22 protein-coding genes and 1 pseudogene are annotated in these 22,972 nt (G+C 66.5%); 6 read left to right on the top strand and 17 right to left on the bottom strand.

Annotated elements, in window-relative coordinates; translation table 11 throughout:
• Positions 1-45: 45 nt before the first annotated feature.
• Positions 46-1,365: an aminopeptidase P N-terminal domain-containing protein gene (locus tag KBY77_RS08205; RefSeq protein WP_255103040.1), complete on the top strand. Its 1,320-nt coding sequence runs from the start codon at positions 46-48 to the stop codon at positions 1,363-1,365.
• Here KBY77_RS08205 and KBY77_RS08200 read toward each other — a convergent pair.
• Positions 1,337-2,212, bottom strand: coding sequence for a TIGR01548 family HAD-type hydrolase (locus KBY77_RS08200; protein WP_255111874.1), 876 nt, complete (start codon positions 2,210-2,212; stop codon positions 1,337-1,339). The two genes, KBY77_RS08205 and KBY77_RS08200, sit on opposite strands and share 29 nt — an antisense overlap.
• On the opposite strand from KBY77_RS08200, the gene KBY77_RS08195 reads away from it, so the two are divergent.
• Positions 2,211-2,690: a 30S ribosomal protein PSRP-3 gene (locus tag KBY77_RS08195; RefSeq protein ID WP_399212491.1), complete on the top strand. Its 480-nt coding sequence runs from the start codon at positions 2,211-2,213 to the stop codon at positions 2,688-2,690. The two genes, KBY77_RS08200 and KBY77_RS08195, sit on opposite strands and share 2 nt — an antisense overlap.
• 111 nt (positions 2,691-2,801) lie before the next feature.
• Here KBY77_RS08195 and KBY77_RS08190 read toward each other — a convergent pair whose 3' ends face one another.
• Genes KBY77_RS08190 through KBY77_RS08165 form a run of 6 tightly spaced genes read right to left on the bottom strand, consistent with a single transcriptional unit; the run spans position 2,802 to position 8,319 of the window.
• Positions 2,802-3,854 carry a hypothetical protein gene (locus KBY77_RS08190; protein ID WP_255103038.1) on the bottom strand — a complete coding sequence of 351 codons (1,053 nt, stop codon included), beginning with the start codon at positions 3,852-3,854 and terminating at the stop codon, positions 2,802-2,804.
• Between the two features lie 12 nt (positions 3,855-3,866).
• Positions 3,867-5,201, bottom strand: a complete 1,335-nt coding sequence (locus tag KBY77_RS08185) for a protein phosphatase 2C domain-containing protein (protein WP_255103037.1) — start codon at positions 5,199-5,201, stop codon at positions 3,867-3,869.
• Positions 5,198-5,980 (bottom strand): VWA domain-containing protein, encoded by a 783-nt coding sequence (locus KBY77_RS08180; protein WP_255103035.1) that lies wholly within the window; start codon positions 5,978-5,980, stop codon positions 5,198-5,200. The genes KBY77_RS08185 and KBY77_RS08180 overlap by 4 nt, the downstream gene beginning before the upstream one ends.
• Positions 5,981-6,003: 23 nt before the next feature.
• Positions 6,004-7,338: a protein kinase domain-containing protein gene (locus tag KBY77_RS08175; protein WP_255103034.1), complete on the bottom strand. Its 1,335-nt coding sequence runs from the start codon at positions 7,336-7,338 to the stop codon at positions 6,004-6,006.
• A 19-nt stretch (positions 7,339-7,357) separates the two neighbouring features.
• On the bottom strand, positions 7,358-8,047 hold the full coding sequence (locus KBY77_RS08170) for an FHA domain-containing protein (protein ID WP_255103033.1): 690 nt from the start codon (positions 8,045-8,047) through the stop codon (positions 7,358-7,360).
• Entirely contained in the window at positions 8,044-8,319 is a 276-nt protein-coding gene (locus tag KBY77_RS08165; protein ID WP_255092500.1) for a hypothetical protein, read from the bottom strand. Before KBY77_RS08165 ends, KBY77_RS08170 begins: the two co-directional genes overlap by 4 nt.
• A gap of 57 nt (positions 8,320-8,376) precedes the next feature.
• Between KBY77_RS08165 and KBY77_RS08160 the strand changes: the two genes are divergently transcribed.
• Entirely contained in the window at positions 8,377-10,710 is a 2,334-nt protein-coding gene (locus KBY77_RS08160; protein ID WP_255103032.1) for a transglycosylase domain-containing protein, read from the top strand.
• Between the two features lie 34 nt (positions 10,711-10,744).
• Here the strand turns inward: KBY77_RS08160 and KBY77_RS08155 are convergent, their stop codons facing one another.
• From KBY77_RS08155 to atpD, 4 genes and pseudogenes are all read right to left on the bottom strand, one after another.
• The gene (locus KBY77_RS08155) at positions 10,745-11,887 is read right to left on the bottom strand and encodes a rhomboid family intramembrane serine protease (protein WP_255103031.1); all 1,143 of its coding nucleotides are present in this window, start codon (positions 11,885-11,887) and stop codon (positions 10,745-10,747) included.
• A pseudogene (locus KBY77_RS08150) lies at positions 11,884-12,528 on the bottom strand (transaldolase family protein); the annotation flags it as partial. The gene KBY77_RS08155 and the pseudogene KBY77_RS08150, both read right to left, overlap by 4 nt.
• A 39-nt stretch (positions 12,529-12,567) precedes the next feature.
• Positions 12,568-12,975, bottom strand: coding sequence for an ATP synthase F1 subunit epsilon (atpC, locus tag KBY77_RS08145; protein ID WP_255103030.1), 408 nt, complete (start codon positions 12,973-12,975; stop codon positions 12,568-12,570).
• Between the two features lie 40 nt (positions 12,976-13,015).
• Entirely contained in the window at positions 13,016-14,494 is a 1,479-nt protein-coding gene (gene atpD, locus KBY77_RS08140; protein ID WP_255103029.1) for a F0F1 ATP synthase subunit beta, read from the bottom strand.
• Positions 14,495-14,756: 262 nt separating this feature from the next.
• Between atpD and groES the strand changes: the two genes are divergently transcribed.
• A complete protein-coding gene (gene groES, locus KBY77_RS08135; RefSeq protein ID WP_094554734.1) occupies positions 14,757-15,068 on the top strand; it encodes a co-chaperone GroES in 312 nt (103 codons plus the stop codon).
• A 95-nt stretch (positions 15,069-15,163) separates the two neighbouring features.
• On the top strand, positions 15,164-16,798 hold the full coding sequence (groL, locus tag KBY77_RS08130) for a chaperonin GroEL (protein WP_094554733.1): 1,635 nt from the start codon (positions 15,164-15,166) through the stop codon (positions 16,796-16,798).
• Positions 16,799-16,912: 114 nt separating this feature from the next.
• On the opposite strand, the gene msrB is transcribed toward groL, so the two are convergent.
• The 3 genes from msrB to gpmI form a co-directional block, all read right to left on the bottom strand.
• On the bottom strand, positions 16,913-17,392 hold the full coding sequence (gene msrB / locus KBY77_RS08125) for a peptide-methionine (R)-S-oxide reductase MsrB (protein ID WP_255103182.1): 480 nt from the start codon (positions 17,390-17,392) through the stop codon (positions 16,913-16,915).
• A gap of 72 nt (positions 17,393-17,464) precedes the next feature.
• Positions 17,465-17,695 (bottom strand): preprotein translocase subunit SecG, encoded by a 231-nt coding sequence (gene secG / locus KBY77_RS08120; RefSeq protein ID WP_255103028.1) that lies wholly within the window; start codon positions 17,693-17,695, stop codon positions 17,465-17,467.
• A 21-nt stretch (positions 17,696-17,716) separates the two neighbouring features.
• Entirely contained in the window at positions 17,717-19,288 is a 1,572-nt protein-coding gene (gpmI, locus tag KBY77_RS08115) for a 2,3-bisphosphoglycerate-independent phosphoglycerate mutase (protein ID WP_255103180.1), read from the bottom strand.
• A 250-nt stretch (positions 19,289-19,538) separates the two neighbouring features.
• Here gpmI and pyrR point away from each other — a divergent pair, with 250 nt between their 5' ends.
• Positions 19,539-20,087 (top strand): bifunctional pyr operon transcriptional regulator/uracil phosphoribosyltransferase PyrR, encoded by a 549-nt coding sequence (gene pyrR / locus KBY77_RS08110; protein WP_255103027.1) that lies wholly within the window; start codon positions 19,539-19,541, stop codon positions 20,085-20,087.
• A gap of 38 nt (positions 20,088-20,125) precedes the next feature.
• On the opposite strand, the gene KBY77_RS08105 is transcribed toward pyrR, so the two are convergent.
• The 3 genes from KBY77_RS08105 to KBY77_RS08095 all read right to left on the bottom strand — a co-directional run bounded on the left by KBY77_RS08105 (position 20,126) and on the right by KBY77_RS08095 (position 22,940).
• Positions 20,126-20,347, bottom strand: a complete 222-nt coding sequence (locus KBY77_RS08105; RefSeq protein ID WP_255103178.1) for a ferredoxin-thioredoxin reductase variable chain — start codon at positions 20,345-20,347, stop codon at positions 20,126-20,128.
• A gap of 67 nt (positions 20,348-20,414) precedes the next feature.
• Positions 20,415-21,245 (bottom strand): hypothetical protein, encoded by an 831-nt coding sequence (locus tag KBY77_RS08100; protein ID WP_255103026.1) that lies wholly within the window; start codon positions 21,243-21,245, stop codon positions 20,415-20,417.
• 114 nt (positions 21,246-21,359) lie between these two features.
• Positions 21,360-22,940, bottom strand: a complete 1,581-nt coding sequence (locus KBY77_RS08095; protein ID WP_255103025.1) for an Hsp70 family protein — start codon at positions 22,938-22,940, stop codon at positions 21,360-21,362.
• Between the last annotated feature and the right edge of the window lie 32 nt (positions 22,941-22,972).

Raw genomic sequence — 22,972 nt, 5'->3', positions numbered from 1 at the left:
TCATTCAATGGGTTATGCCATCTTCTCGCTAGAGGCGTTGACTCCATGGTGATCCCCCAGACCGAGTTCCACCAGCGTCGTGTGCGTTTCCTGGAGGCCCTGGGGGGTGCGGCGGCCGTGATTCCGGCGGCAGCGCTTGTGCGTCACCACGCCGATGTGGAGTACCCCTTCCGCCAGCAGAGCGACTTCTGGTACCTCACCGGCTTCGATGAGCCGGGGGCCGTCGCCCTCTTCCTGCCCCACCAGAGCGACAACCCCTTCGTGCTGTTCGTAGAGCCCAGGGATCCCTCCGCCGAAGTGTGGAATGGCTTCCGCTGGGGCTGCGAGGGGGCGGTGGAGCACTTCGGTGCCGATCTGGCCCACCCCCGCGCCGAGCTGGCCTCCCGCCTCTCCGACTACCTCCAGGGCGCTGAAGGGATCGCCTTCCGCGTGGGCCGCGACGCCACCGTGGAGCCCCTGGTGCTGCAGGCCTGGGGCCAGCAACTCGATCGTGCGCCGCGCACGGGACGGGCGGCACTGGGACTGGTGGCTCCTTGCCCGATCCTGCAGGACATGCGCCTGCGCAAGAGCCCGGCCGAAATGGATCGGCTGCGGGAGGCCGCGCGGATCTCAGCCGAAGCCCATGAACGCGCCCGGGAGGTGGCCCGTCCGGGGCTGAGCGAGCGCCAGATCCAGGCGGTGATCGAGCAGCATTTCCTCGAGCAGGGCGCCCGCGGTCCGGCCTATGGCTCGATCGTGGCCGGCGGCGACAACGCCTGCGTGCTGCACTACACCCGCAACGATGCCCTGCTGCGGGATGGTGACCTGCTGCTGATCGACGCCGGCTGCAGCGTGTCGGACTACTACAACGGCGACATCACCCGCACCTTCCCGGTCAGCGGCCGCTTCAGCGGCGAACAGCGAGCCCTTTACGAGCTGGTGCTCGAGGCCCAGCTGGCGGCGATCGCCACCGTGGCTCCTGGCGCCGACGCCGAGCAGGTCCACGGCGCGGCCCTGCGGGTGCTGGTGGAGGGCTTACGGGAGCTCGGGCTGCTCAGCGGGTCGATCGACGAGCTGATCGAGCAGGGCTCTTACCGTCATCTCTACATGCACCGGACCGGCCACTGGCTGGGCCTCGATGTCCACGACGTTGGCGCCTACCGCCTCGGGGAACATCCCCAGCCGCTCGAGCCGGGCATGGTCCTCACGGTGGAGCCCGGGCTCTACGTGAGCGACCGCCTGGCAGTGCCGGAAGGCCAGCCTCAGATCGAAGAGCGCTGGAAGGGAATCGGCATCCGCATCGAAGACGATGTGGCCGTGACCGAAGTGGGCCATGAGGTGCTCACCGCCGCCGCCCTCAAGGCGCCGGCGGCGATGGAGCGTTGAGGGACATGGCCCCCAGCCAACCCAGGAGCTGGTCTGGCTCCAGGCTGGCGGTGCTGGGGATGAGTCGATCCGCCCCAGCTGAGAGCAGTCCCTGCTCGTAGTCGTGTCGGGCAGTGGCCTGCTCCGGTCTCTGCAGATGCGGCGGGGCCACCGCCAGGCTCAGCAGGGTGAGGTCAGGTCGCTGGTGCCGGGCGGCCATCACCGTGCGAACGTCCGCCACGGTGTCGCCCAGGTAGGCCACCGGCAGTGCGTGTCCTGAGGCGGTGGTGCCGAGCTTCAGGGCCAGGTGCAGAAAGCCGGTGGGATCAGGCTTCTCGGGTGCCTCGCCCATGGCGATCAGGGGCGGATCAACCAGGCCCAGGCGCTGCTGAAGCACGTAGCGGCAGGAGGGCGGCTCAGCGCCACTGACGAAGCCCCAGGCGATGCCGGCCTGCTCCAGCATCAGGAAAAAGTCACGCTCCACCAGAAGCGGTTCGCTGCGGATGAAGCCCCTCCAGCCGGCTGGATCACCATCAGGATCGCCACCGAAATAAAGTCGGCTGAACACCTCCACAACTGCGTCGAGGGGTGGCAGGGGCTGGAGCCCCCGGCGTCTCAGCAACTCCAGCGAGGCCTGCCAGTCGTTGTTCCAGTGGCCTTCGGCCTTGAGGGCGTCGATCTGGCCCGGTTCAGGCCGCCAGCCGTCGTAGTGATGAACGGTTTCGGCGATGGCCCGCCGGTAACTGCCACTGACATCCCGGATCACCCCGTCGATGTCGAAAAGGAGAACGGCGCGGGGCTGCAGAGAGGCTGGTTCAGGGACTGGTACGTTAGTTGTTTGCCTTTTTGCCTTGAGCGCCGAAACCATGACGGCCACCGAAAGCGCTGCCACCGCAGGACTCTCCGCCGAGGCGGCCGTGGCGGTGAGCGCCGCTGAAGAGGCTCCCACCCAGGGACGTCCTCCCCTGCGCGGAGCCAGCGCCGCCCTGGCAACGGCCACGGTCGATGAGGACGGGGTGCCTTCCGGTCACACCCCCAAGGCCGATGAGGGCCGCTTCCTGCTCAAGATCCTCTGGCTGCCCGACAACGTCGCGCTGGCCGTGGATCAGATCGTGGGAGGCGGTCCCAGTCCTCTGACGGCCTACTTCTTCTGGCCGCGGGAAGACGCCTGGGAAACGCTCAAGGGCGAGCTCGAAGCCAAGTCGTGGATCACCGACAACGAGCGGGTTGAGATCCTCAACAAGGCCACCGAGGTGATCAATTACTGGCAGGAAGAGGGCAAGGGCAAGGCCCTCGAGGAAGCAAAGGTCAAGTTTCCCGATGTCACCTTCTGCGGCACAGCCTGATCGGTATCACAGATGGACTGAGTGTTCCATCAGCAGGGCGCCCCGCATGGGGCGTTTTTTTGTGCCTGGCGTCCCAGCTGCCGGCATCGACAATCTGTTGTGGGACCACAACTAGCGGGGCTTGACCACCCCCGCGAAGTCGCTTGCGGTGATGAGGGCGGGAGTGGTGGCGGTGTCGACGCTGAAACGGCGGCTCTCGGTCTGGACGCTGCCATCGGGGTAGACGAAGGTCACCAGTCCCTGGAGGGTGACGGTTGAGCCGTCCTGGCTGGTTTCCTGCAGATCGGACACGCTCACCTGCTCGAACTGGTCGAAGAAGGCGGGATCGAACTGATCGGCCGCAGCTCCCCCGAAGAAGCGGCGGGCCTGGTCGTAGGTCTTGCCGCTGAGAGCGGCATAGAGGCCCTGAACGCTGGCGATCGCCTGGTCGGTGTTGGCCGGCGGCGGCTGTGGCGCGGTGATTGGCTCCGGTTCCGGCAGGCTCGGTTCCTGGGGTGGTGTGGCGGGTTTCTCAGCGGTCGTTGGTGATTCCGATCTGGGCCTGGGGGTGGAGGGGCTTTCCACCCTGCTGGGCGGGGACTTCTGAAGCAGCACCACGGCGCCCACAAGGGCTACCGCCAGGCCGCCGGTGAGGAAGGCGAGAACACCGAGCACGGCATTGCTGCCCCCGCCTCGCCTGGCCGGAGCCTGCAGGGGTTGAGTGGCAGGAGGCTGGAGGGGAGTCACAGGAGCTGGCACTGCAGATCTGCGCGCTGGCTGAATCCGTGCCGCCGCCTTTGGCATTGCTCCTTCTGCTGCCGCTGCTGGGGCTGCTGCTGGGGCTGAGTTTGAGCCTGAGCTTGAGACGTCCTTGGGCGGCAGGCCGATCAGTCCCCCCACCACGCTCTGCATGCGCTGGCAGATGGCTGGGTTGAACACCTCCTCCAGTTCCTGCATCAGCCTGGGCAGCAGCCGCGAATCGGAGAGGGGCGGGCTCTGGCTGGCCGCACTGGCGAAGGCGGCTGAGAGCACCAGATGGCGCAGGGCCGGCAGCAGCTTGATCTGCTCCTCGCCGCAGAGGTCTCCGGCCAGCGCCTGTAAACGACGGCCCTCGGCGCCGCGGCCGCGCTGGAGGTCGCTGAGCACCTGCTGCCTGAGGGCGGCTCCGAGCTGGTGGTCGTTCATCGGTCGGGGGGATCAGGGATGGTCGGGGGGTTGCCATTGACGCTGCAGGGCAGCAGCGAGGAGTGGGCAGAGACCGAGTGCCGTGAGGGCCTCCCCCTGCACCATCCCACCTGAGGCGGGATCAAAGCTGCGGGCGATCAGGGCCCCGAGAGGATCCAGATCGGCCGAGTCCAGTAAGGGCGGGGCTGTGAGGCGCCCTTGGCGCAGATCCGTGAACTGGCTGCGCCGGTTGCTGAGGGTGCCGGCGATGGCGTTGGCGGGGCCCTGGCAGAGCTGGTTGATCTGGCGCCGAACGGCACTTGGGGGGGCGGGGGCCATGCTCCAGTGCTGCAGCCAGTACCAGCCGGCCCCGAGGCCGGCGGTGGCCACCAGTAAGGCCCCGAGCAGCAAGGGTTTCTGGGCGCGAATGGTCATTGCCTCAATGGGCAGATCGCCAGGCGCTTTCTCCTCGCTGATGTTCACCTGGCTGCGGGTGAGGAGGCTGGGGGTGCAGAGGCTGCCGTGCTGGGCTATCGCGACTGAAACGTCATCGCCGCTGCCTTCGCTGGTGATCTGATCCAGGTTCGTGGCCAGCACCTCGCTGGCTCCCTCGGCAGGTGTGGCGATCAGGTGAGCGGCGAGCAACAGGAAATCCGTGTCGGTGGCGCACGATTTGCGGATGCCATCGGTGCTCAGCAGCAGGCCGAAGGTGGCTTCTGGGTGCTCGATCGGCTCCAGTCCGCTGCGGAACAGCCCGGCGGCCTGCTCCAGGCAGAGGCTGCCCGTGGCCTCGCCGCCGCCATCCCCCGCCGTTTCCTCGCTGAGCAGCGCGGCCTGCCCATCGGCGCCCACCTGCACCAGGTCCCAGTCGCCCAAACCGGTGTAACCCCACCAACGGGGGGCCAGCACCACCAGCCCCAGGGTGGTGCCGTAGAGGCGTGGCACCTCGCCCTCGGGTAGGGGGACTTCAGAACTGGGAGCCTGATCCGGAGCTGAGGAAAGGGCCGTGTGCCGCTGCCAGTGCTCCCGCACCAGAGCCAGCCAGCGGCTGTGGATCCGTTGGGGCAGCTCGGACGAAAGCCAGTGGGCCCATGTGTCAAGCCCCGGTGCCTGTGCGCCCTGCAGGTCCCAGAGGCCCAGGTGCTCCCCCGCCACCTGCAGGGCCAGGTCACAGGCCAGGGCGCTGCCAACGTCGCTGAAGAGATAGTGCTCACCGCCGTGGCCATCGGCCACCGCCATCACCTGCACGGGCTGGCCATCTCGGCTGGGGTATCGGCAGACGGCCACCGCGTCCTGGCAGGGGCGGCCCTGGCGCCGATGGGCCGCGCCGACGCGCCTGGCCTGGAGAGCTGGCCTCCAGCCGCTCACCACACCAGGGGACCGACGTCGTCGGTGGGATCCATCAGGGTGGGGGGCAGATCCGGCAGGGGGATGTTGGGCTGGGGCCCCGAGCCAGCCATGCGGCTGGCGGGCATCGACGCTGCGCCCACCACTGCGGTGGATGCCCACTGGATGTACTGGGCCAGCGAGGTGGCGCTGCTGGCCTGCAGGGGCCGGCGGGGCGAGCGGCCCGAGCGGTGCATTGGGGTCTGCCCGCTGGCGCCAGGGATTTCACCAGCGGGCAACCCACCGCCGGGGTCACTGCCGATGAACTGCTGCAACACCTCCGTGTCGGCGTCATGGCCCATGGCGATCGCCAGGCGCACCGCTTTCTGGGCCCAGGGCTGACGCATCAGGCTGGCCAGGCCGGCGTCGAAGTCGTCGGTGGGCTGGCCGTCGGAGATCAGCACGAGCACCGGCGGCAGGGCCCTCTCCTCCATCGGCGGCGACTGAAGCACCGCCGCCACCAGCTCCAGTGCTTCGCCCATGGCCGTGATGCCTCCGGCCTGCAGATCCAGCCACTGCAGCTGCTGCACCTCCGTGGGCTGCTCCAGGTGCCAGATGGCCCTGTCAGCAAAGCTCACGGCCCGCACCAGCACCCGCGCCTCCGGGTTCTGGCGAGCCACCTCGGCCATTCCCGGCAACGACTGGCGAATCGCCTGATTGAGGGCCTGGATCTTGCCCTGGGCCGCCATTGAGCCGGAGCAGTCGCAGATGTAGATGAAATGCAGCGGCCGGTTGGCGAGCCTGACGTTGGGAAAGGGCATCGGATCTGGGCTCGAGAGATGGCTCAGGAGGGCAGCTCGACCGCCCCGGCCGGTGTGGTGATCCGCACCAGTGGCGCGAGGTTACAGGCTTGTCCCGGCTCCACCATCAGCCGGTTGCCGGTCCTGAGCTCGGCCTGCCAGCTCTGGCCGCTGAGGTTACGCAGCCCCAGCAGGTCGCCATCACTGGGATGGGCTTCCACCCGGGCCAGGGGTTGATTCAGCCGCAGAGGTAGCAGGCGGTCGAAGTGGTGGGCATGCAGCTCGTTACCGGGCGCCGCCGTCACCTGGCCATGGGGCAGAAGCAGCCTGCCAGGGGGTGGCATGGGGCAGCCGCAGCTCCAGCACAAGGGGGCCGGATCGCTTGGGGCGGGGAACGTTTCCTGGCCGCAGCTGGCGCAGAGCTGACGCTGGTCGAGGGCCGCGGCCAGGGCCGCCATCCACTGGCCGGTCAGGGCCCGGCGCTGGGGGGCCTGTAGACCTGTGCAGAAGGTCTGCTCGAACAGCTGCTTGATCGGCTCGGGGTAAATCGGCCAGGTGATCAGGGCTGCGACGTGCTCGATCGGATCGGGTCGGTTGCTCGGATCAGCCGGATCGAAGATGAACAGCGGTTCTTCGCCATAGAGCCGGCGTCGGGCGGGCTCATCCAGGCAGCGGATCGCCAGTTCGCGGCGGCCCCGCAGGGGGTCGTGGCGGGTGAGCAGGCGGAAGATCAGTACCGCCAGGGAGAAGAGATCGCTGTTGGCTCCCGGCCGGGCCCGGCCCATCAGGATCTCCGGGGCCATGAACCCGGGGGTGCCGAGCACGCTGCCCAGATCCCGCCCATCCACATCCACGTTGTCGTTGTCGCAGATCAGGATCCGGCCGCTGGAGGCTTCCAGGAACAGGTTGCCCAGGGAGATGTCCTTGTAACAGAGGCCCTTGAGGTGGAGGGCATGGAAGGCCTCAGCCAGGAAAAAGCTGGCCCGCAGGACCTGGAGCAGGCCGATGGCCAGGTGGCCGCCCACGTGTTCATGGGCCCCCACAAAACCCGTGGGTCGCAGCTCCATCAGGTAGCCGAAGCTCGGTTCGCCGCGGCGCAGCAACGGCACCGCGCCCTGGCTGGATTTCACCAGCGCCAGGGGCCAGAGGAAGGCGTCGCTGGGGGCCGTGGCGCGGATGCTCTCCCCCAGACGCCGCTCCAGGTGGGGATCGCGGGCAATGCACGCCGGCAGATACCACTTCAGGGCCAGCCGTTCGCCGGCCACCTCCACCTCGAACACCTGGCCCTGGGTGCCGCCACCGAGCCCGCGCAGCACCTGCAGGGGGCTGGAGATCCCCTCCAGATCAAGGCTGGCGCCTTCCGGCAGGATCCAGTTCACGGAGGGCTGGCTTGGGGTCTCAGGCCTCCAGACTCTGGCCGATGGCCTTGCGGATCCCATTGCGGTGGGAGAGAGCCGTGAGCCGGTTGGCGAAGCTGCGACGCTGGGCGCGGCCATCACGCAGCACCACGGTGAGGGTGTGCTCCTTGCGGGAGCCCAGCAGGATCCAGCCGGCCAGGGCCGCCACTTGCAGCGGCCAGAACAGGAACGGGAACGGCAGCAGCAGCAGGCCCCCCAGGCACACCAGCAACCACCAGCTGAAGATGTGGGGATGGCGTGGCAGGCTCTGCACAGTGGCCGATCGGATCTGATCCAGATCGATCTGCTGGCCACCGATGTCGAGGCTGCTGACGGCAGGCGCCACGGGCGGGACCACTGGCTGCAACGCAGCAGCAGCGGTCAGCTCGAAGATCAGCACCGGTCCGCTGCGTCCAAGCCGGATTTCATCGCCATCGGCCAGGGGCCGGCACTGCATAAGGCGTTCCCCCTGGAGAAAGGTGCCATCGGTGCTTTGCCAGTCGCATACCACCCAGCGCTGATGGCTGCTGGAGTGGCGAACCACGGCGTGGTGGGGCGAGAGTCCGTCCTGCTCTGGCATGCACAGGCGATTGCTGCGCTCACGCCCGATCGTGAGCGGCCTGGCTGGATCGAGCCGGGCCACCTTGCCCGGCTGATCCCGCAACCGCAGCTGGGCTGGAGGCTGGGTCATGGGTTTCCGCGGCGCCGCCGCCACCACAGGCGCCTGTCGTCCTGGAGATCGCTCCACCAGCCCCCATCGCCGGCGCGGTGTGCAGTGACACGGCCGGGAAAGAGCAGGGCCTTGCTGGCCAGCAGCAGGGCAACCAGGACCAGAACCAGCAGCACCCAGCCCGGGATGGCCCCCACCCAGGTGGCGGCGAAGCTGGCCCGGATCGCATAAAGCCCGATCGTGATGGCCAGCCAGAGCCTGAAGGGCTCCCAGGGATCGCGCTGGCGCAGCACGGGGCGAGGAGATCGCTGCGCGTAGCGTATCCCCGGGCACGCCAGTTCATTCTCCGCATGGTCGAGCCGTCCTCTCCTGAGGGTGTCCGCGAGCAGGCCTCTGGCCCCGCCACCACCACCGATCAGGACTCTCGCTCCAGCGCTGGGCAGCCGCTGGCCGGTGGTCGTCGCGGGGCCTGGCGGCGTTTTCTGGCCGCCTGGAGCAGCGGAGGGCCTCACGGGCGCCCTGCCGCCATCCGCTCGGCCTGGAGCCAGCTGCTGGAGCGCCAGGCTGTGGCAGAGCTGTGGCTGGGGGAGCGGCGGGTCAGCCGCACCGTGCTGGCAGAGGGTCGTTATCGCATCGGCCGTGATCCAGCCTGCGAGCTGCCGATCGAGGCGGAGAGCCTCAGCCGCGTGCACGCCATCCTGGAGAAACCCCGCTGCAGGGATCGTGATTTCGCCCTCGACGACTTCAATTCCGCCAACGGCCTGTTCCACCGCGATCGGCGCATTCGCTCCATCCGTCTGCGCCACGCTGATCAGGTGCAGCTGGGATCACCGCTCAAGGGCTCGGCTCCGCGCCTGCGTTACCTGCACCCCCGCAGTCCGCTGGAGCAGGCGGTGCACCTGCTGGGCCTGGCCAGCCTGCTGGGGTCGGGGCTGCTGGTGGGGGGGCTGCTGCTGGTCTCCTCCATCGGTGGCGGCTCGCGCATTCGCCTGATCTCAGGCCCCGTCAAGATCGTCTCAGCCTCGGGTCAGCAGATCGACGCCAAGGAGGGCTCCGCCACCGCTCTGCCCTCCCTCCAGTCCTATCCCCTGCACCTGCGCCAGGCGCTGATGGCTTCGGAAGAGGCGCGCTTCGGCTGGAACAGCGGGGTCGATCTGTTCGGCACCCTGCGCTCGGTTCTGCTGCGCAGCGGCGGCGGCAGCGGCCTCACCCAGCAGGTGGCCCGCATCTATTACCCCGAGGTGGGCACCGACTACAGCCTCAGCCGCAAGCTGCGGGAGCTGTGGGTGGCCCTGCAACTGGAGGTGGGCTACAGCAAGAACCAAATCCTGAAGATGTACCTCGACCGGGCCCATCTTGGTCTCGGCACCGATGGCTTCGAGCAGGCGTCCAGGCTCTACTTCCGCAAGTCGGCCAGTGACCTGGACGTGGGCCAGGCGGCCTTCCTGGTGGGCCTGCTGCCCAGCCCCAATGGTTACAGCCCATGCAATACCAAGGATCCCACTGCCGGCCGCGAGCGCCGCGACCTGGTGCTCAAGCTGATGCATGAGCAGGGCTATCTGCGTGATCAGCAGCTGATCGATGCCCAGCGGCGGCCCCTGAACATCGATCCCTCGGCCTGCCGCGAATCCAGCTTCTCCAGCTATCCCTTCTTCAGCGACTACGTGCTCGGCGAACTGGAAGGTACCCGCTTCGGCCTCAACCTTTCGCAGAAAGCTTCAGGCGGCAACTACTACGTGGTGAGCACGATCGATCCGAAGTTGCAGCAACTTGCCCAGCAGCAGTTGCAGCGCTTCCTTGAGGGCCCGGCCGCGCGGGTGGGGCTCACCCAGGGGGCCCTGATCTCTCTCAATTACCGCAGCGGCAAGATCCTGGCCTACGTGGGTGGCGGTGATTACTCCCGCTCCAGCTTCGACCGGGTGCAGGCCATGCGCCAGCCGGGCTCCACCTTCAAGCTTTTCCCCTACCTGGCGGCGCTTGAGGCCGGCACCAGCCCTGAGCAGCCCATCTCCTGTGCCCCCCTGGCCTACGTGGCGGGCTGCCGCCACGGTGCCGCCGGCGGGAGCGTCAGCGTGGCCAGGGGCTTCGCCGATTCCGAGAACGTGGTGGCCCTGCGTCTGGCGGAGACAGCCGGCCTGAAGCAGGTGCTGCGCAAGGCCCGCCAGCTGGGGATCAGCACCCCCCTCGACGCCGATCTCAACACCATGCTCGGCGGCCGTGAAACCCTCCTCTACGAGATGGCCCGGGCCTATGCCGTGGTGGCCAATGGGGGCCGCAGCGTGCCGATGCACGGCGTCAGCAAGATCTACGACCTGGGCATCTGCCGTTCGATCTACAGCCTTGCCACCTGCCCGGAGCGGGGGGTGACCACCCCCATCGGTGAGCAGCCGCGCCAGCTGCTGCGCGAGGAAGACGCTGCGGCGATGGACGATCTGCTGGCGGGGGTGGTGCGAAGCGGCACGGGGCGGGCAGCTGCGCTGGTGGCTGATGGCCGCGGCAAGACCGGCACCACCGACAACGGCGTGGATGTGCTCTTCATCGGCTACTCCCCGGCGCTGGAGATCCTCACCGCCATCTGGATGGGCAACGACGACAACCGGCCGGCGCAGGCGGCCAGCGGTGCCCTGGTGGCCGAGCTCTGGGGGCGGTACATGGCCGCGATCGGGGCGGGACGCCAGACCTGAGACCAGCCTCTGAGGCTGTTCCTCAACAGCCCGCTCAGCCGCCGGCTCCCCTCGACTTCAGAGCCAGCTGCACCAGTGTGTCCAAGCGGTTGACCACCGCCCAGGCCACCCCCAGCACCAGGCCCCACCACCACTGGCTGCTGAGCAAGCGATCAAGGGGACGACTGTCGTCGTCCTCGCTCTGGCGGGGTAGCTGCCAGCCCAGCTGCAGGACCCCGTACACCAGCAGCAGCACCCAGGTTGGAATGTCGATCGGGCCCAGGCTGAAGTTCAGAGCACGCCAGTTCAGCAGGCTGGAGGCGGCAGCCAGGCCGATCAGGGCGCTCACCGCCCCGGCGGCACCATCCCAGCGGCGCTCACTGGTGCGCCGTTCCGCCACCAGCAGCGCCAGGGTCATTGTCGCCAGGCTGGTGAGCACGTAGCGCAGCACCACATCGGGCAGAGGCAGCGGTGAAGGAGACCGCAGGATCAGCAGCAGCAGGGCCACATTCACAACCGCTTCTGGATGGCTGTGATGGATCCAGGGGGCGGTCATCCAGCGCCAGGCCTGGCGGGGCTCGGTGGCATCGGCCTGCTCCAGGGGCCACTCTCGCCGCGCCCGCTTCAGGGGGCCAAGGCTGAGGATCTGCAGCAGTGCCAGGCTGAGCGCCAGCACCAGCCAGCCCTGCCAGTTCCAGGTTTTGAACAGCCAGCGGTCGAGTTCGCCGCTGAGCCAGCGCAGCACCAGGGCAGCACCCGCCGCCAGGGCCAGGCCCGGGCCCATGGCCTGCAGCGAGTGAACAAGCCACCGCTTTTGGCCTGGCGACCGCTTGACAGCAGGGGTGTCTGGTGTTGCTGCCGGTGGGATGGTCTCAGGGCCTTGGGGCCGGGAGACCGCCACCCCCGTGGCTGCCTCCAGCAGATCAAGCAATTCCTCCAGCACAGCCGGGGCATAGGTGTTCCCCAACTGCTGGGCCAGGAGCTGCACGGAGGTGCTGCGGCCTGCCCCACTTTCCTGGAGTGCCCTCAGCAGCAAGGGCTGGTCAGCCAGGTCGCGCACGGGCCCTTTGAGACGCTCCTCGGCCCCGAGCAGATCCACCAGCCTGTTGGCGATGGCCCTGCCGTTACTCAGCCCCGGGCTACGGGCCTCGTGCCAGGCCCGCAGCTGCAGGCCGAGCTCCCGTCCCTTGCCCCTCACCGCTCCACCAGGGTGGCGTCATCTTCAAATCTTGCCGCTGCGGCTTCGGTGGCCTCGCAGCTGAACAGGGCCGCGGCCAGCTTCGGGGAGAGGGTGAAGGTGGTCATCCCGGCCGCCGCCAGACGGCTGAGATCGGTGGTGGTTCGCAAACTGGCCACCAGCAGACGCAAGCTTGAGCCACTGCGATCAACGCACTGCTGCATCGTGATCAGTTCCTGGTGGCTGTCTCGGCCCAGATCCTGGATGCGGCCCAGATAGGGAGCTATGTAGCGAGCGCCGAGAGCTGCTGCAACAAGCACTTGAGGTGCCTCGTAGCAGGCGGTGAAGGTGAGCGGAATCCCCTGGGCGATCACCTTCACCGCCGCCGTGGTGCCGGCCCTGGTGAGCGGAACCTTGATGGTGATCCGCCCTGGGGCCAGCTCAGCCAGGGCCAGGGCACAATCCAACAGTGCCTGAGGCTCACGTCCCCAGGCCTGCAGGTGCAGCTCCTGGCAGCCGAGCTCGAGGGCACGTTGGCTGAGCGAGCGCAATGCAGAGATACGGCAGATCTGGCCGGACTGCCGCAGAAGCGTGGGATTGGTGGTGATGCCGTGGAAAAAACCGCATGGCATCCACTCGTCCCAGGCGAGGGGATCAGCCGAGTCGAGGAAAACCGCAGGCTCATGGTGAGCCCCGAGTCCTCAGTTGGCGCGGGTTGCTTGGAGCCTTGCCCGGGACCGCGCCAGCTTCTGCTGGGCCTTCACCTTTTCGGTGCTGGGAGGCTGACCTTCAAAGCCAGCTGCCATCTGCTCGGCCATCTCCACCTCTTGCTCAGCCTTGCTGGGATCAATGCTCGAGCCGAGCTCGGCTCCGTTGACCAGCACGGTGACCTCATTGGCCTCCACTTCAGCAAAGCCACCCATGAGGGCGATGCTGGTCCAGTCCTTGCCGGTTCGCAGGCGCATCACGCCCACATCAAGGGCCGTGAGCATGGAGACGTGGCCGGTGAGGATGCCGACCTGGCCAGAGATACTGGGCAGGATCACCTCATCGGCAATGCCGTCGAAGACACTTTGGTCGGGAGCCAGAACACGCAGATTGAGAGTCATGGAGGTGAGTGCTCAGGAAGCGGATGGGGGATGGTGAAAATCAGCCCTTTTTGGCTTCTGAGGCAATCTTCTGAGCTTTGGCCTTGACCTGATCAATTGTGCCGACCAGGTAGAACGCCTGCTCGGGAAGATCATCGAGTTCGCCGGCGAGAATCATGTTAAAGCCTTTGATGGTTTCTTCCAGCTTCACGTATTCGCCAGACTGGCCGGTGAAGATCTCAGCCACGAAGAAGGGTTGAGAGAGGAACTTCTCGATCTTGCGGGCCCGGTCCACTGTGCGGCGGTCGTCCTCGGAGAGTTCATCGAGGCCAAGAATGGCGATGATGTCCTGTAGCTCCTTGTAGCGCTGCAGGGTGCTCTGCACGGCGCGGGCGGTGCGGTAGTGCTCATCACCCACCACGGCGGGCTGGAGCATGGTGCTGGTGGAATCGAGGGGATCCACAGCTGGGTAGATGCCCTTTGAGGCCAGGCCGCGGCTGAGAACGGTCGTGGCGTCGAGGTGGGCGAAGGTGGTGGCTGGAGCAGGGTCGGTGAGGTCGTCGGCTGGAACGTAGACCGCCTGGATCGAGGTGATCGAGCCTTCGAGGGTGGAGGTGATGCGCTCCTGCAGCTCACCCACGTCGGTGCCGAGGGTTGGTTGGTAGCCCACAGCGGAAGGCATGCGGCCCAGCAGAGCACTCACTTCGGAGCCGGCCTGCACGAAGCGGAAGATGTTATCGATGAACAGCAGCACGTCCTGCTTGTTCACGTCGCGGAAATGCTCAGCCATGGTGAGAGCTGAGAGGCCCACCCGCATGCGAGCACCTGGGGGCTCGTTCATCTGCCCATAGCAGAGCGCAACCTTCGATTTGCTCAGGTCCTCGGAGTTGATCACTCCGGACTCCTTGAACTCTTCGTAGAGATCGTTGCCTTCGCGTGTGCGCTCGCCCACCCCACCGAAGACCGACACACCGCCGTGCTCCTTGGCGATGTTGTTGATAAGTTCCTGGATCAGGACGGTTTTGCCCACGCCGGCTCCACCGAACAAACCCACCTTCCCGCCCTGGCGATATGGGGCCAACAGGTCGATAACCTTGATGCCGGTTTCGAACACCTTGGGCTTGGTCTCCAGCTCGGTGAGCTTGGGAGCTTCGCGGTGGATCGGTGAAGTGAGAGTGGTTGAGACAGGACCACGCTCGTCGACCGGTTCACCCAGCACGTTGAAGATGCGACCCAGGGTGGCTTCACCCACGGGCACGGAGATGGGTGCGCCGGTGTCCAGGGCTTCCATGCCGCGCACCAGGCCGTCGGTGGTGCTCATAGCAACGGCACGGACCCGGTGATCACCCAGAAGTTGCTGCACCTCAGCGGTCAGAGCCACGTCCTGTCCAGCTGAGTTCCTGCCTTCGATGCGCAGGGCATTGAAGATCCTGGGAAGCTTGCCTGCAGGAAATTCAACGTCCAGCACAGGACCGATCACCTGGCGGACAACGCCCTTAATGCCGGTGGAGGCGCCGGAGGTTGCGGATGCAGCAGCCATAAGTCGAGAAAGGATTCGCGCAGCGGGAGCCTCCCGCCTTAAGCGGCGCAACCCTACCACTTGAGCAAACCGCTTTCCCCACGGGCCATGCAGCTTGAGGTCTTGCGGCAACGCAACCGCCGCCGGCGGTTCGGTGACCCGCACAGGGATCGGATTGCGGCGCTGCAAAGGATCCGCCTAAGTTGGCAGTCAACGGGCTCGAGTGCCAACTCCCCGTTGTCGTGGCGCCCTAGGCGTCACTCTGTCGCAATTGCATGGATTCATGGCTGCTGTTTCTCTGAGCGTTTCCACGGTTAAACCCCTTGGAGACCGTGTGTTCATCAAGGTGTCCGATTCGGACCAGACAACCGCTGGTGGCATCCTCCTGCCCGATACCGCCCAGGAAAAGCCCCAGGTGGGTGAGGTGGTGCAGGTCGGTCCCGGCAAGCGCAGCGACGACGGATCCCGCCAGGCTCCGGAAGTGAGCGTGGGCGACAAGGTCCTCTACAGCAAGTACGCCGGCACTGATATCAAACTCGGAGGCAATGAGTTCGTTCTCCTTTCGGAGAAGGACATCCTCGCCATCGTCAACTAGTCATCGTTTTTGACTGGGGAAGTCAGGCCCTCGTTACTACGGAAGCCGTCCCCATAGCTCCATTCTCCACCCTTTTGAACAGAGATTAATTCTCCATGGCCAAACGCATTATTTACAACGAGAACGCCCGCAGGGCTCTCGAAAAAGGCATCGACATCCTGGCGGAAGCCGTGGCTGTCACCCTCGGACCCAAGGGCCGCAACGTGGTGCTTGAGAAGAAATTCGGTGCTCCTCAGATCATCAACGACGGCGTCACGATCGCCAAGGAGATTGAGCTGGAGGATCACATCGAGAATACCGGTGTGGCCCTGATCCGTCAGGCCGCCTCCAAGACTAATGACGCTGCTGGTGACGGCACCACCACCGCCACAGTTCTGGCCCACGCCATGGTCAAGGCGGGGCTGCGCAACGTGGCTGCCGGCGCCAATGCCATCACCCTCAAGAAGGGCATCGACAAAGCTTCCGATTTCCTTGTCAAGAAGATTGAGGAGCACGCCAAGCCGATCTCCGATTCCAACGCCATCGCCCAGGTGGGCACCATCTCCGCCGGAAACGACGAAGAGGTGGGCCGCATGATCGCCGACGCGATGGACAAGGTGGGCAAAGAAGGCGTCATCTCCCTGGAAGAAGGGAAGTCGATGACCACCGAGCTGGAAGTCACCGAAGGCATGCGCTTCGACAAGGGCTACATCTCGCCCTACTTCGCCACCGACACCGAGCGGATGGAAGCGGTTCTCGAAGAGCCTTACATCCTCCTCACCGACAAGAAGATCGGCCTGGTCCAGGACCTGGTGCCCGTACTTGAGCAGATCGCCCGCACCGGCAAGCCCCTGCTGATCATTGCTGAGGACATCGAGAAGGAAGCCCTCGCCACCCTGGTGGTGAACCGTCTGCGCGGTGTGCTCAACGTGGCCGCCGTCAAGGCTCCTGGCTTCGGTGACCGCCGCAAGGCCATGCTCGAAGACATCGCCGTTCTCACCAACGGTCAGCTGATCACCGAGGACGCTGGCCTGAAACTGGAGAACACCAAGCTGGAGATGCTGGGCACTGCCCGCCGCATCACCATCAACAAGGACACCACCACCATCGTGGCCGAAGGCAACGAAGCGGCGGTGAAGGCCCGCTGCGAGCAGATCCGCAAGCAGATGGATGAAACCGACTCCTCCTACGACAAGGAGAAGCTGCAGGAGCGTCTGGCCAAGCTGAGCGGCGGTGTGGCCGTGGTCAAGGTGGGCGCTGCCACCGAGACCGAGATGAAGGACAAGAAGCTGCGCCTTGAAGACGCCATCAACGCCACCAAGGCGGCAGTTGAGGAAGGCATCGTTCCTGGCGGTGGCACCACCCTGGCCCACCTGGCCCCGGCCCTGGAAGAGTGGGCGGCTGCCAACCTCACCGGCGAGGAGCTGATCGGCGCCACCATCGTGGCTTCCGCTCTCACCGCTCCGCTGATGCGGATCGCCCAGAACGCTGGCGTCAACGGCGCCGTCGTGGCTGAGCATGTCAAGGGCATGCCCTTCAACGAGGGCTACAACGCCGCCACCGGCGAATACGTCGACATGCTGGCTGCCGGCATCGTTGATCCCGCCAAGGTGACCCGCTCTGGTCTGCAGAACGCAGCCTCGATCGCTGGCATGGTGCTCACCACCGAGTGCATCGTGGCCGATCTGCCCGAGAAGAAGGAAGCAGCTCCCGCCGGTGGCGGCGGCATGGGCGGCGACTTCGACTACTGATCCTCCCCGGCAGAGCGTGTGAACGCTCCGCCATCAGGATCGGTTCTGCAGGAGGGGGGTCTGACCTCCCTCCTTTTTTGTTGTGATCATCCGCCCGGCCCAGGCGGGCAGGCTTCAGCCGACCTTGAACTCCAGGGCCACGCCGTTGTTGCAGTAGCGCTTGCCAGTGGGCCGGGGACCGTCATTGAAGACGTGACCCTGGTGACCGCCGCAGCGGCTGCAGTGGTACTCGGTACGGGGTACCAGCAGTTTGAAGTCGGTTTTGGTGGCGATCGCCTCGGGCAGGGGCTGCCAGAAACTGGGCCAGCCGGTGCCACTCTCGAATTTCGCCGAGGAGCTGAACAGGGGCAGGCGGCAGCCGGCGCAGAGAAACGTTCCCTTTCGCTTCTCATTGTTGAGGGTGCTGCTGAAGGGACGTTCAGTCCCTTCGCGTCGCAGCACGTTGTAGGCCGCAGGGCTCAGGCGCTTGCGCCATTCACTGTCGCTGAGCTGCCACCTGGGATCGGCGGCCTTTGAGGCCGCTTCGGCTTTGTCACCCCCCCAGAGCGTGCTGAACAGGACGGCAAAGGAGGCGAGCAGTCCTCGGCGTTTGATCGGATCCACAGGAGGACATTGAGGCGGAGGGACGCGAGCTGGATGCTGGAAGCCTGTTCTGAAGCGGCAACCTCAGCGCAACCAGCCGGCACTGAGCACTATCGCCAAGCCGAGGAACAACCCCAGCAAGGTCCAGCTGATCCGGTTGAGGGTGTCTTCGGCGCTGCGGGCACTGCTGAACATCGAACCGCCGCTGCTGGCCAGGCCGCCCATTCCATCCCCTTTGGGACTGTGAAGCAGCACACTGCCAATCAGCAGCAGGCCGACGGCGAACCAGACCCAGGAAAGAACAGTTGTGATCATTCAGCCAACCTAACCAAATGCTCAGACCTGGAGGGCTTCCGCGAAGGCGGCTTTGGGGCTTGCCAGTTCCAGTGGTTCCACCAGAGAACTGCCCGTCATGCTCTCCGGCTGGGGCAGTCCCAGGATCTGCAGCAGGGTGGGAGCGATGTCGGCCAGACCACCTCCCTGCCGCAGCTGGGGCGCGGCCCCATGTCCCCCAAGCCTGCGCTTTTCGCCCTCCACCAGGATCACCGGTACCGGGTTGGTGGTGTGAGCCGTCCAGGGGCGGCCGTCATCCCCTTCCATCAGCTCGGCATTGCCGTGGTCGGCGGTGATCAGCACGGTGCCGCCCAGACGGTTTGTGGCTTCCACCAGGCGGCCTATGCAGTGGTCCACAGTGGTGATGGCCTGCTCGGTGGCGCCCATGCGGCCGGTATGTCCCACCATGTCGGGGTTGGCGTAGTTGATCACCACCAGGGAATACACCCTCTTGTTGAGGGCGGCGATGCAGTTGTCGGTGAGTTGGTCGGCCGACATGGCCGGCGCCTGGTCGTAGGTGGCCACGCGTGGGGATGGCACGAGCTGGCGGTCTTCGCCGGGGAAGGGTTGCTCGATGCCGCCGTTGAGGAAGTACGTGACGTGGGGATACTTCTCGGTTTCGGCAGTGCGCAGCTGACGCAGACCGTGGGCTGAGACCACCTGGCCCAGCAGGCCGTCGAGGGATTCGGGTGGGAATGCCACCGCCACGGGCAGGCCCAGTTCGTACTGGGTGAAGGTGACCACATGCAGGGGACTGATGCGCTTGCGCTCGAATTCATCGAAGTCGTCGAGCACCAGGGAACGGATCAGCTGACGCACCCGATCGGGCCTGAAGTTGAAACAGATCAGCCCATCGCCGGGCTTGAGGTGGCCTGGGGCGAGGCGCAGGGGTTCGAGGAATTCATCGTTGATACCTTCGCTGTAGGCCGTCTGGATGGCCTCCCGGAAGGAGAGCGGGCTGATCTCACCGGCATCGCTCAGAAGGTGGTAAGCCTTCTCGGTGCGATCCCAGCGGTTGTCCCGATCCATGGCCCAATACCGGCCGCAGATGGTGCTGATCCGCCCGACTCCGGCTGCCTCCACCTGGGCCTGGATGCACTCCAGGTAGGAAATGGCGTTCTGGGGGGGCGTATCGCGGCCGTCGGTGATCACATGGATGCAGACGTCGCTGAGGCCCCGCGAGGCGGCCCATTGCAGCAGGCCACCGAGGTGGCCGATGTGGCTGTGGACGCCGCCATCGGAGCCGAGCCCGAGCAGATGGAGGGTGCCGCCCTCACGCAACAGCCGATCAGCCAGCTCGTTCAGGGAAGGGTTGGCCGCCAGGCTGCCATCGCGTACGGCCTTGCCGATCCGCACCAGCTCCTGACGGATGATCCGGCCGGAGCCAATCGTGAGATGGCCCACCTCAGAATTGCCCATCTGGCCGTCAGGCAGACCCACCTCTCCGCCGCTGGCCTGAATCAGGGTGTGGGGATAGGCCTCCCAGAGGGCATCCATCACCGGTGTGCTGGCCGAATGGATCGCGTTGTGACGTGCGTCTTCCCGAAAGCCCCAGCCATCAAGGATGGCCAGCACTACAGGGGCGATTTCGCCATCGCGGTCAGGCTCCGAAGCTGACTCCCGGCCGGAGGAAAGGGTTGGAGGTCTGAAGCTGGGAATTGCGCTCACCCTGACTTCCCGAATGGTCATTCAAGCGTCTTCCAGGCTCAAGTTACTCCCGCAGGTCGTTGAGCCAGACTCCGGTCCGGGGGCGTCAGCTTTTGGGAACATTCCCGCCTTCATACGATGGAATGACCAGCTTCGGTTCCTCGTGAACACTCCCTTGGTGCCGTCATCCGATCAGCGGCGGGTGGAGATCCTCTCTGCCGACGACCTTGCCCGCACGGTGCGTCGCCTTGCTTCCCAGGTGCTCGAAGGAGTCGTCGACAGCCGCCAGTTGCTGCTGCTGGGCATCCCGACCCGTGGGGTGGCCCTGGCCCGGGTGCTGGCCCAGCAACTTCAGGAGCTCTGCGGTCACCCCATTGACCAGGGGAGCCTCGATCCCACGTTCCACCGCGATGACCTGGAGCGGGTCGGCACCCGGCTGGTGGAAGCCACTCACCTGCCCTCCGACATCGAAAGTCGCCAGCTCGTGCTGGTGGATGACGTGATCTTCACCGGGCGCACGGTGCGGGCGGCCCTGGAGGCCCTGCACACCTGGGGACGTCCCGATCTGGTGCGGCTGCTGGTGATGGTCGACCGCGGCCACCGGGAACTGCCGATTCAGCCCGATTTCTGTGGACGCCTGGTGCCAACCAGCAGGCAGGAGTCGATCCAGCTCTGTTTGCGCCAGACAGATGGAGAAGACGGAGTTTTTCTGATCCGTGCCGGTTGAGCTGGTTTCTCCATCCCCGACGGTCTGGGCCTGGCCGTTCAGCCGGCCGCTTCAAGTTCGTCGGGGCGGAAGTGTGCCCGGAAACGTCCGAACGCCACGATCACCGGCAGGGTGGGGCTGATCGGTTTGCCTTTCCAGTCGTCGAGCACCTGTTGCACTTCACCTTGCTGTCCGAGAAGATCGAAGGCCTTGCCACGGTGCTCAGGGTGGGTGTAAACGACCACGCTCTGGCAGACCTTGACCTGTTCTCCAGGCTTCATGCGCAGGGGACCCTGAGGAAGGACCAATCCTGTCATGGCCCCAGGGTTGGGGGTGGCCCCGCGGTCTTCAGCGGCGACAGGTGGTTTCCGGTCCCGACTCCACCACCCGTCCGCCCAGCTCGGTGCAGGCCTTGGTGAAGGCGGTCCACTCATCGACGCCTGTGGCCAGCTGGCGTTGGACGGCGGCATCGAGGCTGGCGATGGGCACGCTGTCGAGCGGCTGAGCACCGTGGCTGTGGTGCTCCTGTTCCTTGCTCCTGAGCCCGACGATTGCTTGATCCACCTGCTGCCGCAGGGGCGCAGTCGCGGTTGTCCACCAGGGGTGATCGATCCGGTTGAGGGCGTCGAGAGCTTCCCACCAGCGTTTCTCACCTGCCAGTTTCACGGCCCGCTGCTGCTGCAGTTGGTTGCGCGCCCAGAACTCGCGCAGGCTGTCGCCGAGAGCGGAGCCGTCGGACCGGTGGTGCTCTCCCATCGGCTTGAGCAGGGCGAGGGCCCCCTCCAGGTCCCCCTGCTGGAAGCGGGAAAGGGCCCGGTCCTTGAGGTCCTGCTGCCAGGCCAGCAACTGCTGCCGGTCGGCCTCGGTGCCCGCTGCTGAATTGGCCAGCAGTAGTTGCAGTTTGAGGGCCTCCCCGGGCTTCTGCTGCCGCCAGAGCTGTTCAGCTTTGGCCCGGCGGCAGCGGCCCTGCTCCGCCGGTGCGCGTCCGCTCAACCAGCGCAGAGAAGCCAGCTGATCGCTGTAGCGGATGCAGTCGTCGAAACGCCCCTCGTTCGCGGCCCGCTCCAGCCGGCGCGGCAACTGGGATTCCCACCACCAGGCGCCACCGACCCCAGCTGCCACCAGGCCAAGGGTGAGAGCCAGCCAGAAGCGCGGAAGCCTGTGGCGGCGAATGGCCAAGAGGGGAGATCAGAGTGATTTGCCTGTTCTATGAAAAGCGGGGCCCTGCTAACAAGGTCAGGGGGCAGCCGCCGCGTTGTCCACTGCCGCGGGCCGTGGCAACGGCAGCACTGTTCAGCGCACCGGGCCGAGCACCCTGGCAGCCGTGATGGTGCCGCCGAGCAGATCTTCGCTTTCAAGCAGCAACTGCCCCTCGGCGTCGATGCTGAAGCGGAGTCGCAGCCGGTCGATGCCGCAGGTCCCAGGCGGGTCGAGGCTCACAGGGGGCGGCTGCCGGCTCCATGGCTCAGTCCTGGCTTCGCCGGCAGGGCGCCGCCGCACCTGGGGGAGCCCGTCGATGAAGACCACCTCGCTGCGTTCCTCCTCGACCGGCTCACCGAGCACCAGCTCCAGGATGCTCTGCCCATCGCGGCTGCAGCTGAGCACCAGCTCCAGGGGCTGGTCGGTGGGCCAGCTCTGACCGGCGAGGAACAGGGGGTGCCAGCGATGTTCCCCGCCGCGCTGGTCCCAGCAGCGCAGCGACACCCCCCGGGCCAGCACGTCCTTGAGCCGCACCCCCGGCGTTAGGGCGAGGGCCCCGAGGGCCACCGCCTCCACAGGCCGCTGGTTGCTCAGGGGGATGGAGCCACAGCGGTCCGCCAGCCATTGGCGGATGCTGGGCAGGCGGCTGGTACCCCCCACCGGAAGCACCGCATCGATCTGCTCTCGGTCAAGTCCTTTTGCCCGCGCCGCTGCCAGCACCCGCTCCAGCAGGTCGTCGAGCAACTCCAGCAGTCCACGCTCGCGCAGCAGCTGATCAAGCTGGGTCCGATCAAGGCGCAGGACGCGGCTGTCGGCCCCCGCTGAGCTCCAGATGCCTGTCACCTCCTCGGCCTCGCTCAGGCCGCACTTGAGCCGCTCGCTGACCTCCAGCAAACTGGGGTCCTCTCCCAGGTCCGGGGCGAGACTCATGGCGATCCAGCGGTCGATGTCGCGGCCACCGAGGGCGGAGCCGGCCTTGCCGATCACTTCCGCGCAGCGCAGGGCCTGGCGACCGCCATCGAGATCCCGGCCGCCGAAGCGCAGCAACTGGGCGATCGGCGCCGCCCGTCCTTCACCGCCCTGGAGGGCCACGAGCGAGAGATCGATCGTGCCGCCGCCGAGATCCACCACCAGCACTCGGCTGCCTGCCGGCAGGCCCGCCCCGATGGCGGCCGCCGTGGGTTCATCCACCAGGGCCACCTCTTCCACGGGAATCTGGCTGCTCAGCTGCTGCAGCCACTGGCGGTAGCCCCGATACCCCTCGATCGGCGCGGTCAGCACCAGTCGGGTGGGCACCACCGACGTGGGCAGGGCTTGCCACAGTCTGGTGATCAGCAGGCTGCCGGCCTGCTCCGGTGTGAGCGGTTCGCCGCTGGCTCCTGCGGCCGCCGCCGGGCCGGACTCGCCTGCGAGGGCACCGATTCTGCGTTTGAAGTCGCTGCAGAGGCCTTCGCCACCACTGACAGCCAGGCCCGCATCGAGCACCTGACGGCCGATCAGGGGCTGATCGCTCTGGGGGTTCGCGAGCCAGATCAGGCTGGGAACCACACAGGGATCGTTGCAGCTGAAGGGTGGGATGGCGAGCAGCTCCGGCGCTCCGCCCGAGCTGGGTTGAAAAGCCAGCACCGTGGTGCTGCTCCCCAGGTCGATCGCCAGGGTGCCGGTCACAGCCATGGATGGGGCCCAGGCGGCAGCTGAACTAGGGT

The organism is Synechococcus sp. Cruz-7E5 (genome assembly GCF_024345995.1).
Lineage (GTDB): Bacteria > Cyanobacteriota > Cyanobacteriia > PCC-6307 > Cyanobiaceae > Regnicoccus_A.
The sequence above is the reverse complement of the archived record's forward strand: the minus strand, read 5'-3'. Positions and strand labels throughout refer to the sequence as shown.

Excerpts from the sequence above, each read along its gene's own strand:
- KBY77_RS08095 (WP_255103025.1), bottom strand. The coding sequence starts at position 22,940 with ATGGCTGTGACCGGCACCCTGGCGATCGACCTGGGGAGCAGCACCACG.
- KBY77_RS08170 (WP_255103033.1), bottom strand. The coding sequence starts at position 8,047 with ATGACCCAGCCTCCAGCCCAGCTGCGGTTGCGGGATCAGCCGGGCAAG.
- KBY77_RS08160 (WP_255103032.1), top strand. The coding sequence starts at position 8,377 with ATGGTCGAGCCGTCCTCTCCTGAGGGTGTCCGCGAGCAGGCCTCTGGC.
- atpC (WP_255103030.1), bottom strand. The coding sequence starts at position 12,975 with ATGACTCTCAATCTGCGTGTTCTGGCTCCCGACCAAAGTGTCTTCGAC.
- KBY77_RS08180 (WP_255103035.1), bottom strand. The coding sequence starts at position 5,980 with ATGCCCTTTCCCAACGTCAGGCTCGCCAACCGGCCGCTGCATTTCATC.
- KBY77_RS08190 (WP_255103038.1), bottom strand. The coding sequence starts at position 3,854 with ATGAACGACCACCAGCTCGGAGCCGCCCTCAGGCAGCAGGTGCTCAGC.
- KBY77_RS08205 (WP_255103040.1), top strand. The coding sequence starts at position 46 with ATGGTGATCCCCCAGACCGAGTTCCACCAGCGTCGTGTGCGTTTCCTG.
- atpD (WP_255103029.1), bottom strand. The coding sequence starts at position 14,494 with ATGGCTGCTGCATCCGCAACCTCCGGCGCCTCCACCGGCATTAAGGGC.
- KBY77_RS08195 (WP_399212491.1), top strand. The coding sequence starts at position 2,211 with ATGACGGCCACCGAAAGCGCTGCCACCGCAGGACTCTCCGCCGAGGCG.
- KBY77_RS08105 (WP_255103178.1), bottom strand. The coding sequence starts at position 20,347 with ATGAAGCCTGGAGAACAGGTCAAGGTCTGCCAGAGCGTGGTCGTTTAC.
- secG (WP_255103028.1), bottom strand. The coding sequence starts at position 17,695 with ATGATCACAACTGTTCTTTCCTGGGTCTGGTTCGCCGTCGGCCTGCTG.
- groL (WP_094554733.1), top strand. The coding sequence starts at position 15,164 with ATGGCCAAACGCATTATTTACAACGAGAACGCCCGCAGGGCTCTCGAA.
- groES (WP_094554734.1), top strand. The coding sequence starts at position 14,757 with ATGGCTGCTGTTTCTCTGAGCGTTTCCACGGTTAAACCCCTTGGAGAC.
- KBY77_RS08200 (WP_255111874.1), bottom strand. The coding sequence starts at position 2,212 with ATGGTTTCGGCGCTCAAGGCAAAAAGGCAAACAACTAACGTACCAGTC.